Origin of the sequence: Prosthecobacter sp. (assembly GCF_014879935.1) — a bacterium.
Lineage (GTDB): Bacteria > Verrucomicrobiota > Verrucomicrobiia > Verrucomicrobiales > Verrucomicrobiaceae > Prosthecobacter.
The window spans coordinates 1-16,273 of sequence record NZ_JACSRD010000110.1; the positions used below are offsets into that span (position 1 = coordinate 1).

Consider the following 16,273-nt stretch of genomic DNA (forward strand, 5'->3'; position numbering starts at 1 on the left):
GGCGGTGATGACGCCGTTCATGATCGCACCGTGGCCGGGGAAGGTGCAGATGTAATGGTATTCGCCGGCGGAAGGCAGGGTGAACTCGATGGTCTCGCTCTGGCCGGGCTGCAGCAGCTTGGTGTTGGCGAGGATGTCGGCGGACTCAGGGATGTAGCCTTTGTCCACGAGCGTCATGGCCGCCATGGCGATGCCGAGCATCTTGCCTTTGTCCATGCCAAGCTTGCCGAGGACGAAGTTGTGCGGCTGCGGCAGGGTGGGGTGGGTGTTGTTGAAGGTGAGCTTGATCGTCTGGCCAGCCTTGGCGCTGATGGTCTTCGTGTCGTAAGCCAGCGGATTGGCCGGGTCGGGCTTGATGGTGACTTCGAGGGACGGACCGGCTGCGGCTGGCGCGGGGGCGGCAGGAGCTGCCGCCGCAGGGGCTGCCGGAGTCGCGGCGGCCGGGGCCGCAGGTGCCGCGTCAGCCTTCGGGGTCGGGCGCAGGGAGGACAAACCCTGCCAGACGAAGGCCAGCACCCAGAGAAGCACCGTGCCTCCGATGACTGTGCCGATGATGGCGTTGAGAACAGACCAGATGGAGGACGATTGGGCCGGGGATGAGGAGTGCGCGGACATGACTTGTGAAGAGGGGAATTTGAGCGGGCATCAGAGCACAGCACGGTGTGAAAGCAAACGCTGCGTGCCTCAGGGGACCAGGGCCGTCATCGCTTCTCCGATCCTGGCGTCGATCCGGCCGAGGATGTCGTTATGGTGCGCTCCGGCGATCTCATGAAACTGCGCCACTCCCGGGCAGGCTGCGGCCAGTTCACGACCCATTGCCACCGGGATGATTTCGTCCTGCGCTCCGTGAAAAATGACAATCCGGGCGCCCTCCGCACGGGCGAAGCGGGCCAGGGGCCTGCGATTGTCGAAGCGATGCAGGTTCAGATGGCACAAAGGCCAGCCGAGGACGATGCGGCCCATTTCTGTCATTGTGGTGAAGGGAGAGACGAGCACTCCGCGGCACACGTCCAGGTCTTCCGCGAGCATGAGGGCCGCCGCACAGCCGAGTGAATGGCCGAGCACCGCGATTCGCGGCTGCAAATCGGCCGTCGTGGCGCCCAGATGGGCTGCCAGTGCTGTGACGGCTGCTTTTCCCGTTTCACGGATGCTGTGTGGACTCGCATTTCCTTCGCACAAGCCGTAGCCGGGATAATCGACCAGCAGATAAGCGAAACGATCGTCCCACACATCGGTGAGGTGGAGCCAGTCGAGCGCCAGGGCGGCGTTTCCGCCGAAACAAACCCATATCGCCTGCGGAAGGCCGGCTGGAGCGTCCCGTGGTGGAATGTAGAAGGCGGTCTGACGCCCCTGCGAACTCTCGAAGGCCAGTCGCACGCCCCTGGCTTCACGCAGCATGGCCTGTGGTTCAGGTCCATACGCAGCCGGGTGATAGATGAGTCGTGACTGGCAGCCGAGCAGGAAAATCACGGGGGTGAGGGCGGCGATCGCCACGAGTCGTAACAAACGTTTCCACACAGACATGGCCGTCAGTCGGGCGAGTAGGTCTTGGAGGCCACTTTGCCCTCCTTGAGGGCCAGGATGATCGCCTCGCAGTCCGGTTCAGCGGAAGTTTCCGGATGCATGAAAAAGGTCAGGTGATCGGCTTCATCGACGATGAGGCGCGGCTTCACGCGGAGGCTGCCTTCAGGGTAAACCTTCGCCTGAACGCTCATGACCTCGTCCCGCGTCATGCCGAGCTGGATGTCCTCGTAAAAGGTCTTGTAGCTGCGAATGCGGGCGTCCAGCCACTCTGGGTAAAGGGCGAGCACCACCAGCCCCAGCGGTGCCAACGTGAGCACAGCCAGAAAGGCCAGGATCACTTTGAGGCCCTTGCTGCGGACTTTGAAAACAGTGACGAGCAGGATGATCGACGCGACGACGCCCAGGGCGGCCACGACAAAGATCGGATGGATGGAGGAGCTCACGGGGCGGAGTTTAGGCAGGAATCCAGGCGGCAGGCGATCACAAAAAAGGCCGGGAGCTGATTTCAGCTCCCGGCCATGGGTGGATTGTTGCGCTGGAGGCTTACTTTGTTTCCGCGAGGACACGCTTGATGTCCTCCGCCTGCTTGTCAGTGCTGGCCGCGTAGTCCTGCCAGACGACCTTGCCGTCCTTGATGAGGAAGCAGCTCCGTTTGGCGAGCGGGATGATGCCCTTCAGCATCTTCTCGACCTTGAAGGCTTCCACGATCTTGCCTTCGGGGTCGGCGATCAGGTCATAAGGCAGCGTGAACTTGCCCTTGAAGGCCTTCTGCGCCTCCGGCTTGTCAAAAGACACGCCCAGCACCTGCACGCCATGCTTGCTCAGATCCGCGAAAGCATCTCGCAGGGAGCAGGCCTGCTTCGTGCAGCCTGGAGTGTCAGCCTTGGGGTAGAAGAAGACCACGGTCGGGCCTTTCTTGTAAACATCGGCGAAGTTGACCGTCTCTCCGTCCTGATTGATGCCGGACACCGCAGGGGCGTCGTAGCTGACCTTTTCACCTTCGCCTGCATGGGCGAGTCCGAAGAGGGCGTTGAACAGGGCGGTGAGCATGAGCAGGCGCGTTTTCATGGGGATACGAGGCGTTGGGGTTATTCGATGCTGGCTTTCAGGCCGGGAATGGCGGAGGCGAGCTGTTTTACGCCGGCTTTCGTGGCCTTGGACTGCCAAAGATAGACATTTTTGAGGCTCTTGATCTTCGCGAGGTGCTTGAGGCCGGCGTCAGTGACTTCGGTGCCGTAGAGGTTGAGGGTTTCGAGCTTCTTGAGTCCTGTCAGAGCCTCCAGCCCTGCATCCGTGACCTTGGTCTGGCGCAGGTCGAGCGAAACGAGGCGCGGAAGCTGCGCCACCATCTTCAGTCCGGCGTCGGTGATCACGGTGCGGCCGAGATCGAGCTGCACGATGTTTTCCTTGATCGGCAGGATGCCGGCGACCTTGCTGTCATCGCACTTCGAGACACCGGTGAGGAAATCGACGCGCAGCAGCGGGCTTTCGATCTTCACCGGGGCGACTTGCGCTCCGGCGGCCTTGGCTTTTTCGAGATCAGCGTCAGCCACGGGCTTCACCTCCTTTTCGAGGGCTGCGAAGAAGAGGTCATGCGCCCGCGGTTTGAAGGGCTTCGTCGCCTCGGTCTGCGCCCCGGCGGGCATGCCTTCGGTGCTGCCGATCCAGCCGCCGAAGTTCGCGCCTTCCTCGATCCACTTCTTCAGCAGGGCGATCTCCTCCTTCGTCAAATCCTCGCCCTTGGAGGGCATGTGGGCGTCATCGTCCTTTGGCAGGATCACGGACTCATAGATGCTGCTCTTGTCAGGAGCGCCGGCGGTGAGGACGGGACCATTTTCGCTGCCCTTGATGATGGCCCAGGAGGCGTCGAGGCGCAGACCGGCTTTCGGTTCTTTTTTCTGCCCGTTCTCCGTGTAGGGGGCCTTGTGGCAGTCCACGCACTTCTTGGTGATGAAGGGCAGGACTTCTTTTTCGAAGTTCACCGCCGCAGTGGCGGAGGTCGCGGCAAGGCCGGTGAAGACAAAAGCAGCTAAGCGAAACACGGTTTTTGACATAAGGTTTGGGAGAAGACGGTTGGTGAACAATGCGGGGCGCGTCTGCCCGCCAAATCGGGGCAGGGATAACGCTTGCCTCCCTGCCTTGTTTCAGAGAAATAGCACGTGGTAACCAACCCCTCATCCGTATGCCCACCTCCGTCCAAATCGAAGCCGATTCGCTCCTCCGTCGCAGCACCTTGGCCATCGTCATGGGTGGCGGCGCGGGCACGCGGCTGTTCCCGCTGACCAAGGATCGTGCGAAGCCTGCCGTGCCTCTCGCCGGCAAGTACCGCCTGGTCGATATTCCCATCAGCAACTGCATCAACTCCGGCCTGCGTCAGGTGTATGTGCTCACGCAATACAACAGCGCCTCGCTCAACCGCCATCTCTCCCGCACCTATCGTTTCGACCAGTTCACCCGTGGCTTTGTCGAGGTGCTGGCCGCGCAGCAGACGCCCGAGGGCGAGCGCTGGTATCAGGGCACCGCGGACGCCGTGCGGCAGAACCTGCGCTACTTCCTTGAGGGCGGGCATGATTACTTCCTCATCCTCAGCGGCGACCAGCTCTACCGCATGGACTTCCGCAAGCTGATGCGCCAGCACCTGGCCAACGAAGCCGATCTGACCATCGCCACGCTGCCGGTCAACGCTCGCGATGCCACCGCGTTCGGCATCATGCATTCCGATGAAAGCGGCCGCATTTACGAGTTCGTGGAGAAGCCGAAGGACCCGGAGATCCTCGACAAGCTCAACATGCCGAAGGAGACGCTGGCGAAGATGGGCATGCCGACCGACGAACCGCGGTTCGAGGCCTCCATGGGCATCTACCTTTTCAACCGCCAGGTGCTGATCGACTGCCTGGACAACAACCACAACGACTTCGGCAAGCACATCATTCCCACGGCGATCAAGGACCGCCGTGTGCATGCCTACAACTTCCAGGGCTACTGGGAGGACATCGGCACCATCCGCTCCTTCTTCCAGGCGAACCTGGACCTGTGCAAACTGGTGCCGCAGTTCGACTTCTTCGACTCCGTGGCCCCCATCTTCTCCCACACCCGCGCCCTGCCGGCCACGAAGATCAACGGCGGCACCATTCGCGAGGCCTTGCTGGCCGACGGCTGCATCCTCACCGACGCGCACATCGAGACCGCCGTCATTGGTGTCCGTTCGCAGATTGAAGCCGGAACGACCATCCGTGAGAGCATCATCATGGGCGCTGATTTTTACGCCGGGGCTGCCGGCACCGATCCCAAGCGCTCCGCGCCCGGAATCGGCCGCAACTGCCGCATCGAACGCGCGATCATCGACAAAAATGTCCACATCGGCGACAACGTGGTCATCACGCCCGAGGGCAAGCCCCAGGAGATGGATGGCGACAACTTCTACATCCGCGACGGCATCGTCTGCATCCCGAAGGATGCAGTCATCCCGGCCGGCACGTGGATCTGACCTGCTGACCGGTTGCAAAAAGTGCTAACTCTCCGGACGGCCCTTGCGTTAAAGTGCCGCCTTCCATGAAGCCCGCACTCAACGCCGCCTTTGTAGTTCTTTTCGCCTTCCAACTAAACGCGCACTCCGCCGAGCTGCGCACGTTCACCAATTCCGCCGGGAAATCGATTCAGGCGAAGCTCGTCGGCGTCGAAGGAGCCAATGTGACCATGGAGCTGGCCACCGGGCAGCGCTACACCTTCCCGATCACCTCCCTTTCCGCGGCGGACCAGCAATACATCAAGGCCACGCCAGCCCCGGCCCCGGCCGCTGCGGCTACAAAGTTCACCTTCAAGCCCGGCCCGAACGACAAACTGGCTCCCGACGCAGTGAACGAGGCCATCGGCCAGCCGCTGTTCAGCGACTCCGTGCTTTGGACCTCCTCGGCGGATGAAATCGCCACGAAACTCGGCATCCCCGCCGAATCGAAGACGAAGACCGGCAGCAGCTATCGCTCCTACACCAAGGACGACTACCTCATGTTCGGCGCACACCCGTATTCCGTGGCCATGTATGCGGAGAACGACAAGGTCACGAGCTTCTCCCTCGTCTTCGCGAACAAGGGCGACCTGTTCAGCGCCAAGGGCGGCGGCGAGATGCACTTCGACAAGGACACACCGCCCGCCCAGGCCGCCCAGATCGTCAAGAAGGCCATGGACAAGGATCTGGAAGCCATCGCGGCATCCATTTCGAAGGTGCTCGGCGCTCCGCAGAAGGAACGCTTCGGCGAAGGCAAGGCCGGACGCATGAACATGCAGCGCTGGGACTGGCGCGGGCACTCCATTCTTCTGGCCGAGGCTGAAGGCGAATACGTCGGCGTGCAGATCGTCACCACCGCCTTTGCAGACGCCGGTGGCAAGGTCGAGGACATCACCGACAAGGTCATCAAGGAGCGTGCGCTGGCCAACCTCGAGAAGCGTCCGAATGGCGACATCGTGATCGGCGACATCCCGATGGTCGATCAAGGGCCGAAAGGTTATTGCGCACCCGCCACCGCCGAGCGTGCCATGCGTCACCTCGGCGTCCCGGCGGACATGTACATCCTGGCCAACGCCGGACAGACCGGCTTCGGCGGCGGCACCAGCGTCACCATGCTCCTGGAGGGCATGGCGGGCCAGATCCGCAGCAAGCGCCGCTCTTTCGATGCGTGGACCGGCGAATTGAAGCTCAAGGAGCTGCAAAAATACATCGACCGCGGCGTGCCCGTGATGTGGTGCCTGTGCAGCACCAAGGGATTCAACGACACCGCCAACAAGCGCACCAAGGAGCGCCGAGACGTCACCGAATGGGCCTCCTGGAAGGCCAAGGTCACCCAGGAATCCGCCACCAATTCCCTGCCGAAGGACAAGGACACACGCCACGTCGTCCTCATCATGGGCTACAACAAGGACACCAACGAGATCGCCTTCAGCGACAGTTGGGGCGAGAACTACAAGGAGCGCTGGATCACGCTCCCTGAAGCCCAGCAGGTCTCCGACGACCGCTTTTACGTGATCGGCTTCTGATCTGGATCACAGGCCGCTCCGTTGTTGCGCATCCGGCATGAACGCCAGTGAGAGTGGCTGATTTGTCACACAGCAGGCCCGCGTGACGAAAGCTTCTCAGTCGCTTGATTGAGATGGCGGGTGAAATGCGGCCATGGCGAAGGGAACCCCTCCCTTCGCATGTTGAACGCACGTCTTCTGCTCGCCACTGCCTTTGCCTTCATCATCTGTCATCCTGCCCGGGCGCAGGGCATCCCCAGCCCCACCTTCGGCAATCTGACCGTGCAGCAGAACGATGCGGCCAACACCACGGCCTCCGTCACCGTCACCTTGGCCTACGGCCAGGCCGCCCTGTCAGCCGACGGCGTCACCAGCCTCGGTAATCTGGCCGTGCGAAGCGGCTCCAACCGTGGGGACTTCAATGTGCGCTTCAGCAGCACGGCGGCCAATGACCGTGCCCTCGGCATCATGCTGACGAACGTGTCGCAGATCTACCGGGACAACACCGCCTTTGGAGACACGATCGGGCCTCAGTTCGCCACCTCGGCCACGGACAATGCCAGCGGCTACTTCATTCCCGTGCATACCTCCCCCGGCGGCGACGAGTTCAATGTGAACCTGGCCGTCGCCTGGTTTCCGTATGCCGATGGCTGGATCGGCGGTCACGCCATCAATTCGGTCAACGGCGGCGTTCTGACCTCGCTGGCCGCCAGTCCGGGCCTCACCCTGAGCACCACGGCCGCAGGTCCGGACGTGCTTTACGATCCTGGCGCCACCGGCCAGTACGAACTCAATCTCAGCGGCATCAACAGCCAGACCGATGGCATCCTCCTCGTCAGTGGCGGCAAGAACGAGGACAACTTCGCCCTGTCGCGGGCCAACGCCGACGGCACCTGGAGCATCTTCGTGAAGGACAACGGCTCGAACACCACCAGCACCGAGGCGGACGGCCTCGCCTTTGCCTACATCCCGAAGACTGCCGTGGTCACCGGTGCCAATCCCGGCATCCACGCCATGGGACGCCTGAACGGCAACCTCACGCGTGACGTCACGGCGGGGAACTACGTCATCACCCGCACGGCCGTCGGCAAATATCGTCTGCTCGCGCCTGGGATCGATCCCGCCCAGGCCGTTTTGCTCCTGAGCTCGGAGTGGGCTGGCGTCGCCCAGGACAACATCTTCCTCTACGAGGCTGATTTCGGCGGCTGGAATCTGGAACAGCGGGACCTGCCCGCGCCGCTCGGCGGACTCCAGGACAACACCAGTGGTGAGGACACCCTCAGTTTCATCCTGATGGCTGGCGGTAGCACCGCAGGCTCATGGGACGCGGGTGGCGCTGACACCGCCTGGAGCACGGCGGCCAATTGGGCCGGCGATGTCGTCCCTACGGCAGGCACGGATGTCGCCATCGGCCCGGACGGCTCCGGCGTGGTCATCGACGCGCCGCAGGTCGCCGGACTCGTGATGATCAACCGTGACACGAGCTTCAACATCTCGGGCACCTCCACGCTGACGCTGAACAGCGGCCTCGTGGTGAACGGCGCACCCTCGTCGTCGCAGATTTTCACCATTTCAGCCCCGCTCGTGCTCGGAGATGACGCTCTGCTCGTCTCCCAGACCACGGGTTCCACCATCACACTGCGTCTGAACGTCGCCTCAGGGAATGCGGTCACTTCGGCAGGCAAAAACCTCACCTTTGGCGGCTCCACCAACCACGAGGTGCTGGACCCCATCGACCTGGGTGCGGGCCTCATGATCAAGGAAGGCGCCGGGCAGGCCACCCTGACCGCCGCGAACAACGTCGGCGGCACTGTGATCGTGACCGGCCCGAACTCGAGCACGAACGGAGCGTTTCGCCTCAACGGCTCCGCCGCGTATCAGGCCTTCGGCCCCACCATCACGATGCAGAACAACGCACCGGTCACCGCGTTGTATTTCGACGCGGGCGCGGGCAGCGGCACGCTTTCCAGCGACATCGTGCTCCAGAGCAGCACCGCCAATGCCGCCACACGGTTCACCACCGACGCCTCCGCCACCTTCAATGCCACCCTTTCCGGGCAGATCTCCGGTGGAAACAGCGCCTCGGAGCTCTGGGTGGACAACGAGTCCGCCACCGGTCAGGGGCGGCTGCATCTCACCAACACCGGCAACACCTTCATCGCCTCCAACATCGTGCTCAATCGCGGCGGCCTCGTCATCTATGGCGACGGATCGCTCGGTGATCCCAGCAACGGGCTCTACCTCAACAATAACAACACCACGGCCCTCACCGGCAACGGTTTGCACTTCGGCGCGGACAACATCGAGCTGGCGGCCACCCGCACCGTCACCGTGAACACCTCCACCACCATCAACACCGGAACCTACCACAGCGTCATTCTCGGCACCGTCACCGGTGCGGGCGGTGTGATCAAGGCAGGAACCGGCGTGCTGGAGATGAGAGGCGCGAACAACAACTACGCCGGCGGCACCACGGTCAAACAAGGCACGCTGCTCTTCACACCCGCGCAGCCGGATGGCACGGCGGGCGGTTCAGGCGGCGTCGTGGTCGAAAGCGGGGCCACGCTGGCCGGTTTCGGTGCCGTCACCGGAGTCGTGTCCGTGCAAAGCGGCGGATTTGTGTCACCCGGAGCCGTGCGGAATGCCGCCAGTGAACTGCGGCTCGATGGCGGTCTGGTACTTGCGGCCGGCTCTGAGGCCACCTTCAACCTTTTCGGCTCCGGGACGCATGATCGCGTCATCGTCGGCACCTCCAGCTCTCTTAGCCTCGATTCAACTGCCAAACTCAAGGTGGTGCTTCATGCCACGCCTGCCTTCGGTCAGAGTTTTGACCTGCTCGACTGGGTCACCCTGACTGGCGACACCGACCTCGTGAGCAAACTCGACTTCAGCGCGGCCGACATCAGCAGCCACGGGTGGTTTTGGGACACCAGCACCTTCAACAACGACGGCGTCATCACCGTCGTCCCCGAGCCTTCGCGGGCTGTCTTGATTTTCGCAGGCCTGGCGGGTCTGGCCACCCGCCGCGGCCGCCGTCGGTGCCTCTGAGTGTCCATCGCCTGCTGCCAGAACCGCCAGGATTGCGATTCAGTGTTCCGCGTTTGTCAGAGTGACTCCACGGGGCAACAGCCTTCTCAGGATGTCGTAGATTCGGGCCAATTCCCCGAATCGACCCATGAAAATGCATCCCCTCTGCTCCGGCAATCACCACAACCCCTTCGCCGCTTCCCAGAGCCGTCGCGACTTCCTCCAAGTGGGTGCCCTGGCCGGTCTCGGCATCACTTTGCCTCAAATGCTGAAGCTGCAGGCCGCCGAGCAGACGCTGGCCATGCCCGCCGTCGAAAGCTACAAAGCCGTCGCCACTTCGATCATTCACATCTACCTGCCCGGCGGCATGGCCCAGCATGAGTCCTGGGACCCGAAGCCCTTTGCCTCGCCAGACTATCGTGGCCCGTTCAGCCCCATCAAGGGGGTCACCGGCGAGTATGTGGGCGAGAAATTCGCGAACATCGCGAAGATCCTCGACAAGATCAGCATCATCCGCTCGATGACCCATGGCGAGGCCGCCCATGAACGTGGCACGCACAACATGTTCACCGGCTATCGTCCCAGCCCGGCCATCAAATTCCCCAGCTTCGGCTCCATCATCTCCCATGAGCAGGGTTCGCGGAACAATCTGCCGCCCTACGTCGCCATTCCGAGCGTCTTCGCCCCGGAACAGGGCAGCGGCTACATGAGCAGCGCCTTTGGTCCCTTTGCGCTCGGCAGTGATCCGGCGGATGGCAACTTCACCGTGCGCGATCTCGCCTCGCCGAAGGACATCGACCAGAAGCGCTTCGACCGCCGCCGCAGTCTCCTCGGCGCGGTGGACGAGCATTTCCGCAGCACGGAGAAGTCCGATGGACTCGCCGCCATGGACAAGTTCTACAACGCCGCCTACAACCTCATCAGCAGCCAGAAGGCACGCGAGGCCTTCGATCTCGCCGCCGAACCCGCCAAACTGCGTGATGAATACGGCCGCAACGCCGCCGGTCAGCGCTTCCTGCTCTCCCGCCGCCTCGTCGAGGCCGGTGTGCGCATGGTGTCCGTCAATTTCGGCAGTTGGGACCACCACTCGAACATCAAGGGGGCCTTCGAAGGCCAGGCCACTCAGTTCGACCAGGCCTTTGCCCGCCTGATCCGCGATCTCGAAGAACGCGGCATGCTGGATTCCACGCTCGTGCTCGTCAGCTCCGAGTTCGGCCGCACGCCGAAGATCAACTCCACCAACGGTCGCGACCACTACCCGCGCGTCTTCTCCGTGGCGATGGCTGGCGGCGGCGTGAAGAAAGGCTTCGTCTATGGCAAGTCCGACGCCCTCGGTGGCGAACCCGATGAGAATCCCGTCGGCCCCGAAGACCTCGCCCGCACGATGTACCGCCTCCTCGGCATCAACGCCAGCAAGCGCATCGTCGTCGAAAACGTGCGTCCCGTGGACATCGTCAACGGCGGCCGTCTGATCAACGAGTTGATCGCCTGACCAGATCGGCGACCAGCAACAAGAGCAAAACGCCCCCCACACAGCCCGCCACCAGTTCATTGAGCTCGGTGGCGGTGTCGTTTTCGATTTCGCCTCTGACTTCTGCTTCCACGGCCAGTTGTTCGTAAAGCAACGGGCTGGCCGATTTGACCACCGCGAGATCGGATCTCGTGAACAACGCCGGATTGAACCCTGTGCGCCGCAGGATGCGTGGTAGATCCTGGATCTGCTGATCGAACTCGATCAGGGCATCGGCACCGAAGCAGGGATCGCCCTCGTATTCGTGCAGCAGCACCAAAACGTGCCGCCCTTTCTGTAGGTGGCGCAGCCTTCCCCACTGCGGATCAACCGGCTCGTAGGGCGAGCTTTCGTAGCCTGCCGTCAGTTTGGCCGTCGCGATGCCTTCGATCTGCGTCATGCGGCCGAACGCATGCTCCACACGCACGGTGCATGACTCCGAAAGCCACGTCTGTTGCGGCGACACCTGCACATCCGACGAGATCTCAATCACCGTGCCGGTGAGAAAGGCCTGGGAGGTCGAAATGAAGCCCGAATACCAAGGCGTCATCGAAATCTTGACCGTTCGACCGCTTCCTCCCACCCTGATCTTCGGCAATGGCTCGCCATGAGCGGTCAAACTGGCCGCCAAGAGGGAAAACAGGGCCAGCCAGCGCATGGCATCAGCCTCGCATCGCCCGCTGGCGCAGGAAGTGATCGGCCAGCACGAGATGCACCATCGCCTCGACCATCGGCACAGCGCGTGGCAGCACGCACGGATCGTGACGGCCGCGGGCGGATAGAGTCGTGTCCTCGCCGGTGTTCGTGACGGTCTTTTGCTCGCGCAGCACCGTCGCGGTCGGTTTGAAGGCGACGCGGAAAACGATTTCCTCGCCATTGCTGATGCCGCCCTGGATGCCGCCGCTACGGTTGGTGCGCGTACGGACATTTTCTCCGTCCATGAAGAACTCGTCGTTGTGCTCCAGACCAGTCATCGTGGTGCCGCCGAAGCCGCTGCCGATTTCAAAACCCTTCGTCGCAGGCAGACTGAGCATCGCCTTGGCCAGATCGGCCTCCAGCTTGTCGAAAACCGGCTCGCCGAGCCCTGGAGGCACGCCACGCACGACGCACTCGATCACCCCGCCGACGCTGTTGCCCTCTTTGCGCATGGCTTCGATCAGCTCGATCATTTTCTCCGCCGCCACGGGATCGCAGGTGCGGACGATGTTCGATTCGATCACTTCGGAGTTCAACGCAGCCCCGGTCGGCACCTCCGCGTGCAGATTCTGCACCGTTTTGACGTAGGCGAGGCATTCGTAGCCGCCGAGCGAGTGCTGCAGCATCTTCCGGGCGATAGCTCCGGCAGCGACGCGGCCGATGGTTTCGCGCGCACTCGATCTGCCGCCGCCGGACACCGCGCGGATGCCGTATTTGGCATCATACGTGTAGTCCGCGTGGCTGGGGCGATACGCCTGCTGCATTTCCGTGTAGGCGGACGGGCGCTGGTCGGTGTTGCGCACGAAAAGGCCAATCGGCGTGCCGAGCGTCTGTCCATCGAGCACGCCAGACAGGATTTCGGCGGTGTCGTCTTCTTTGCGTGGCGTCACGATCTTACTCTGACCGGGGCGGCGGCGGTTCAGCTCGTGCTGGATGTCCTCCACCGAGAGCGGAATGCGCGGCGGGCAGCCGTCCACGACGACGCCGACGCCCGGGCCATGCGATTCGCCCCAGGTGCTGATGCGGAAGAGTGTGCCGAAATTACTCGCCATAGGCGCTCATCTATGGGTTCAAAGTTTAAAGTTCAAAGTTCAAAGTTGTTCCCACAACCAAACTGCGGTGAAATCACGACATGAGACTCCCGCGCTGGCTTCTCGCGGCCTTTGGCTGCGCCTCGATCACCTCCCATCTGCACGGTGCGGAGACGATCGACCACGAAGGCGCGCGTTATCACCTCTACCGCGTGGACAAGGCGGACTGGCAGCGGCTGGAGCTGGCCTGGACCGGTGCTGAAGGCAAACCGCTCGGCGATTTCAACGGCCTGCGTCAGCATCTGGCGGCACAGAACAAGAAAATCATCTTCGCCACCAATGCTGGCATCTACGAACGCGGTCCCAAACCCTGCGGACTGACGATCTGCGCTGGACGCGAGCTGGTCCCGCTCAATTTGAAGAACGGCGAAGGCAACTTCTTCCTCAAACCCAACGGCGTCTTCTACCTCGACGATCAAGCCGGCCCTGGAGTGATGGAGGCGGCTGAATTCGCGAACAGCGGTCTCAATCCGCGGATCGCCACGCAGTCCGGTCCACTGATGCTGCGCAAAGGCGTGATTCATCCGGCCTTTCAGGTCAACTCGCCGAACAAACGCCTCCGAAATGCCGTGGGCGTCCGCTCGAAGGACGGTCAGATCGTCTTCGTCATGAGTGACCGGGATGATCCGGTGAAGGGACGCGTCACCTTCCATCAATTCAGCCGTTTCTTCCTCCATCTTGGCTGCCAGGACGCGCTTTACCTCGATGGCGACATCTCATCCATGGTGGTCGATCCGAAACCAGACTCAAAGTTCATCTCCAACACCTTCGCAGCGATGTTCTTCGTCGCCGAATGACGTCAGGCCTGCACCGGCTTTTCCTGCGGCATCATCGCCATTTCTGCCGACTGAGCCGGGGCCATCCAGGTGGTGACTTCGGCCTTGAGCCAGGCTTTGAGCCCGTCCCACAGCAGGAAAAGCGAGCTTTGGTCTGGAGAGAAGCTCTGCCGTGGCATCCAGACATGACCGTGGTTGCAGCGGCCGTAGATGCCCTTGCGCACGCGCTCCTGCGCCAGGTGGACGAGGCGGCGGTTGTAGAAGGCCATGAACCAGCCGAAAAACGAGCCTGCCGGCCCATCGTAGGGCAGCCGTGTCCACTCGTAATCGGGATCGGAATACACCAGCCGCACGGGGCCGATGAAATACGTGGCCAGATCCAGCAGGAAGGCGACATTCATCAGTTCCGCGTCGCCCAGGTAGGCATACTTGTCCTTGTAGAGCGCCTCGAACCACAGCCGCCAGGTGCGCGGGTAGGCCATGTTCAGGTAGTCCGTGATCTCCTGCGTGTTCTCACCGGCCAGGTTCTTTTTGACCAGATGCACGGCGGCATAAACGGTGTGGCCGATGAAGTCGATGCCATGGCTGTAGAGTGGGTCCATGAACCCGGCGGCATCTCCCACCATGATCCAACGATTGCCGGTGACGCGGTCCGTGCGGTAGGCCAGGTTCTTGTAGTAGAACGTGTCGTCCGCGTCCGGCACCGCATTCTCAAACATCAACCGGCCGACCGGATGCGTCATCAGATGCGCCTGCAGCAGCTCCGCGAGCAGGAACTGCGCGAGGAGGAACGCCGCGAGCCGCATCTGCGCATCCACTACAACGAGCCCGGAGGCCACCTTGGCATGGAGCTCTGCCGCCGCCTCATGGCAGGCGAAGTCGTCTGCGTGCAAGGCGACCGCGTCATCGGTGATGTCGCCCCTACGCTCAGCACGATCGACGGCGTCACTTATCGCATCCCGCGCGGGCCGCTCGTGCTGGCGGAGGTCACCGGCGTGCCGTGCTATCCGGTCTTTCTCACGCGCAACGGCCTTCTCAGCTATCGAATCGAGCTCGGCCGGCCGTTCTTTGAAGGAGGGCGCAAACCGAAAGCCGCCGAAGTCAGCGCCGCGTGGCTGCCGGTGATGCATCAGTTTCTCCTCCAGCATTGGGATCAATGGTTTGTGTTTGAACCGCTCGTCACCCGCGACCGCACATGAACGCCACCACCCGCGCCCGTTGCCTGCGTGCCGCTTACGCGCGGATGGTCGTGGCGCTGCTGCCGATGCTCCTGGCAGTTATTCTGGCCTGGCGCGGTCAATCGTTCGCCGCCCTTGCCGTTTTCACGGTTGCGTTCGCCACCGTGACGGTCGGCACCATCATTCCGCGCTGCACACTGTTCGGCCGCATGATCACGACACTTCCTGCGGGCAAAAGGCATGCGTTGCTCACCATCGACGACGGCCCGCATCCCGAACACACGCCTGCCATCCTCGACATCCTCGACCGTCATGGCCTGAAGGCTGTTTTCTTCCTCATCGGCGACCGTGCGGCCGCGCATCCCGCACTCGTGCGTGAAATCGTGGCCCGTGGCCATGAAATCGGCAATCACACGCAAACCCATCCTGCCTACCGTTTCTGGTCGCTGCATCCCGTCCAGTTGTGGCGTGAGATCAGCGCCTGCCAGCAGACGCTCACTTCCATCTGCCCGGACCATCCGCCGCGCTTTTTCCGCCCGCCGGCAGGTCATCACAACATGTTCGTGCCCGTCATCACCCGCGCCTTGGGCCTGCGCACCCTGATGTGGAGCGCCCGTGGTTTCGACGGCGTCAAAACCGATCTGGAGCTCATCACGAACCGCATTCGTGCCCGTTTGAGATCCGGAGCCATCGTTCTCATCCACGAAGCCACCCCGGTGGCCGTCCAGGTGGCCGAATCCGTCGCTGCGATGATCGCCGAAGCCGAATTGGCATCTACCGAGCCGCTAGCCCACACGTTCGGCGGCGATGAGGTGGTTGTTGAAGGGCGTGGCGCCCCATAACGGCTCGATGCGGACGTTCAAACCGGCCGAACTCAGCACGGACTCGAACAATTCGCGGTCGGGATAGCAAACCGGCGCGGCTTTCATCCACAGCGTCAGCTTCGCCAGCCAGTCGCCCGCCACGGTGTTGCGGAAGCGCTTGGAATCGTCCCGCAGGCAGCTTCGGATCACCAGTTTGCCGCCTGCCGCCACACGGTCGGCCGCCGCACGCAGCAGCGCCTCCTGTTCGGGCAGCGTGAAGAACTGCAGGATGTCGAGAATGACCACGTTGCCGCCGAATTCGGGCAGTCCGTGCCGCGCGTCGCCGGTCATGAAGCTCAGACCGGCGAAACCGCCGCGTTCGCTCATGCGCCGGGCGGTGCGGATCTTCATCGCGTCGTAGTCGAAACCGGTGATCGCGTGCTCATAGCCGGTCTCCCGCAGATAAAACGCCAGCAGGCCGAGACCGCAGCCGATGTCGAGCACCGGCAGTGGCGAACTGCCGAGCTCCTTCGTCACCGCGCCATAAACCGGATCAGAGCCCAGCTTCGCAGGGACATAAAAGCGGTCCCACAGCCGCACGCTGAGCTTTGCGATGCGCTTCAAGGCAGGATCTGGCAGAATGTGGGGCATGAGGGCG

The 16,273-nt window shown here is 62.6% G+C and carries 16 protein-coding genes; 7 read left to right on the forward strand and 9 right to left on the reverse strand.

The window, feature by feature from the left end; translation table 11 throughout:
* The 5 genes from IAE77_RS07340 to IAE77_RS07360 all read right to left on the reverse strand — a co-directional run.
* Positions 1 to 615, reverse strand: a 615-nt coding sequence (locus IAE77_RS07340; RefSeq protein WP_294224043.1) for a plastocyanin/azurin family copper-binding protein, incomplete at its 3' end; no start/stop codon positions are given.
* Between the two features lie 69 nt (positions 616 to 684).
* Positions 685 to 1,494: an alpha/beta hydrolase gene (locus IAE77_RS07345; RefSeq protein ID WP_294224046.1), complete on the reverse strand. Its 810-nt coding sequence runs from the start codon at positions 1,492 to 1,494 to the stop codon at positions 685 to 687.
* Positions 1,495 to 1,529: 35 nt separating this feature from the next.
* A complete protein-coding gene (locus tag IAE77_RS07350) occupies positions 1,530 to 1,967 on the reverse strand; it encodes a hypothetical protein (RefSeq protein ID WP_294224047.1) in 438 nt (145 codons plus the stop codon).
* A gap of 100 nt (positions 1,968 to 2,067) precedes the next feature.
* Positions 2,068 to 2,592: a peroxiredoxin gene (locus tag IAE77_RS07355; RefSeq protein WP_294224050.1), complete on the reverse strand. Its 525-nt coding sequence runs from the start codon at positions 2,590 to 2,592 to the stop codon at positions 2,068 to 2,070.
* Between the two features lie 20 nt (positions 2,593 to 2,612).
* Positions 2,613 to 3,566, reverse strand: a complete 954-nt coding sequence (locus IAE77_RS07360) for a c-type cytochrome domain-containing protein (RefSeq protein ID WP_294224053.1) — start codon at positions 3,564 to 3,566, stop codon at positions 2,613 to 2,615.
* A gap of 140 nt (positions 3,567 to 3,706) precedes the next feature.
* On the opposite strand from IAE77_RS07360, the gene IAE77_RS07365 reads away from it, so the two are divergent.
* The 4 genes from IAE77_RS07365 (at position 3,707) to IAE77_RS07380 (ending at position 11,053) form a co-directional block, all read left to right on the forward strand.
* Positions 3,707 to 5,011 (forward strand): glucose-1-phosphate adenylyltransferase, encoded by a 1,305-nt coding sequence (locus tag IAE77_RS07365; protein ID WP_294224056.1) that lies wholly within the window; start codon positions 3,707 to 3,709, stop codon positions 5,009 to 5,011.
* 65 nt (positions 5,012 to 5,076) lie between these two features.
* Positions 5,077 to 6,555 (forward strand): C39 family peptidase, encoded by a 1,479-nt coding sequence (locus tag IAE77_RS07370; RefSeq protein ID WP_294224059.1) that lies wholly within the window; start codon positions 5,077 to 5,079, stop codon positions 6,553 to 6,555.
* Positions 6,556 to 6,714: 159 nt separating this feature from the next.
* Positions 6,715 to 9,582, forward strand: coding sequence for an autotransporter-associated beta strand repeat-containing protein (locus tag IAE77_RS07375; RefSeq protein WP_294224061.1), 2,868 nt, complete (start codon positions 6,715 to 6,717; stop codon positions 9,580 to 9,582).
* A gap of 127 nt (positions 9,583 to 9,709) precedes the next feature.
* Complete coding sequence (locus IAE77_RS07380) at positions 9,710 to 11,053, forward strand: DUF1501 domain-containing protein (protein WP_294224065.1); 1,344 nt, start codon at positions 9,710 to 9,712, stop codon at positions 11,051 to 11,053.
* Here the strand turns inward: IAE77_RS07380 and IAE77_RS07385 are convergent.
* Entirely contained in the window at positions 11,034 to 11,729 is a 696-nt protein-coding gene (locus IAE77_RS07385) for a hypothetical protein (protein ID WP_294224068.1), read from the reverse strand. The genes IAE77_RS07380 and IAE77_RS07385 overlap by 20 nt on opposite strands.
* A 4-nt stretch (positions 11,730 to 11,733) precedes the next feature.
* Positions 11,734 to 12,819 carry a chorismate synthase gene (aroC, locus tag IAE77_RS07390; protein ID WP_294224070.1) on the reverse strand — a complete coding sequence of 362 codons (1,086 nt, stop codon included), beginning with the start codon at positions 12,817 to 12,819 and terminating at the stop codon, positions 11,734 to 11,736.
* Positions 12,820 to 12,899: 80 nt separating this feature from the next.
* Between aroC and IAE77_RS07395 the strand changes: the two genes are divergently transcribed.
* A complete protein-coding gene (locus IAE77_RS07395; RefSeq protein WP_294224074.1) occupies positions 12,900 to 13,655 on the forward strand; it encodes a phosphodiester glycosidase family protein in 756 nt (251 codons plus the stop codon).
* A gap of 2 nt (positions 13,656 to 13,657) precedes the next feature.
* Here IAE77_RS07395 and IAE77_RS07400 read toward each other — a convergent pair whose 3' ends face one another.
* Positions 13,658 to 14,377, reverse strand: coding sequence for a hypothetical protein (locus IAE77_RS07400; RefSeq protein WP_294224076.1), 720 nt, complete (start codon positions 14,375 to 14,377; stop codon positions 13,658 to 13,660).
* A gap of 3 nt (positions 14,378 to 14,380) precedes the next feature.
* Here IAE77_RS07400 and IAE77_RS07405 point away from each other — a divergent pair, with 3 nt between their 5' ends.
* Together IAE77_RS07405 and IAE77_RS07410 are read left to right on the forward strand one after the other, a co-directional pair.
* Positions 14,381 to 14,833, forward strand: coding sequence for a hypothetical protein (locus tag IAE77_RS07405; protein ID WP_294224079.1), 453 nt, complete (start codon positions 14,381 to 14,383; stop codon positions 14,831 to 14,833).
* Positions 14,830 to 15,654 carry a polysaccharide deacetylase family protein gene (locus IAE77_RS07410; protein WP_294224082.1) on the forward strand — a complete coding sequence of 275 codons (825 nt, stop codon included), beginning with the start codon at positions 14,830 to 14,832 and terminating at the stop codon, positions 15,652 to 15,654. Before IAE77_RS07405 ends, IAE77_RS07410 begins: the two co-directional genes overlap by 4 nt.
* Here IAE77_RS07410 and IAE77_RS07415 read toward each other — a convergent pair.
* The gene (locus IAE77_RS07415) at positions 15,598 to 16,266 is read right to left on the reverse strand and encodes a class I SAM-dependent methyltransferase (RefSeq protein ID WP_294224085.1); all 669 of its coding nucleotides are present in this window, start codon (positions 16,264 to 16,266) and stop codon (positions 15,598 to 15,600) included. The genes IAE77_RS07410 and IAE77_RS07415 overlap by 57 nt on opposite strands.
* Positions 16,267 to 16,273: the final 7 nt, after the last annotated feature.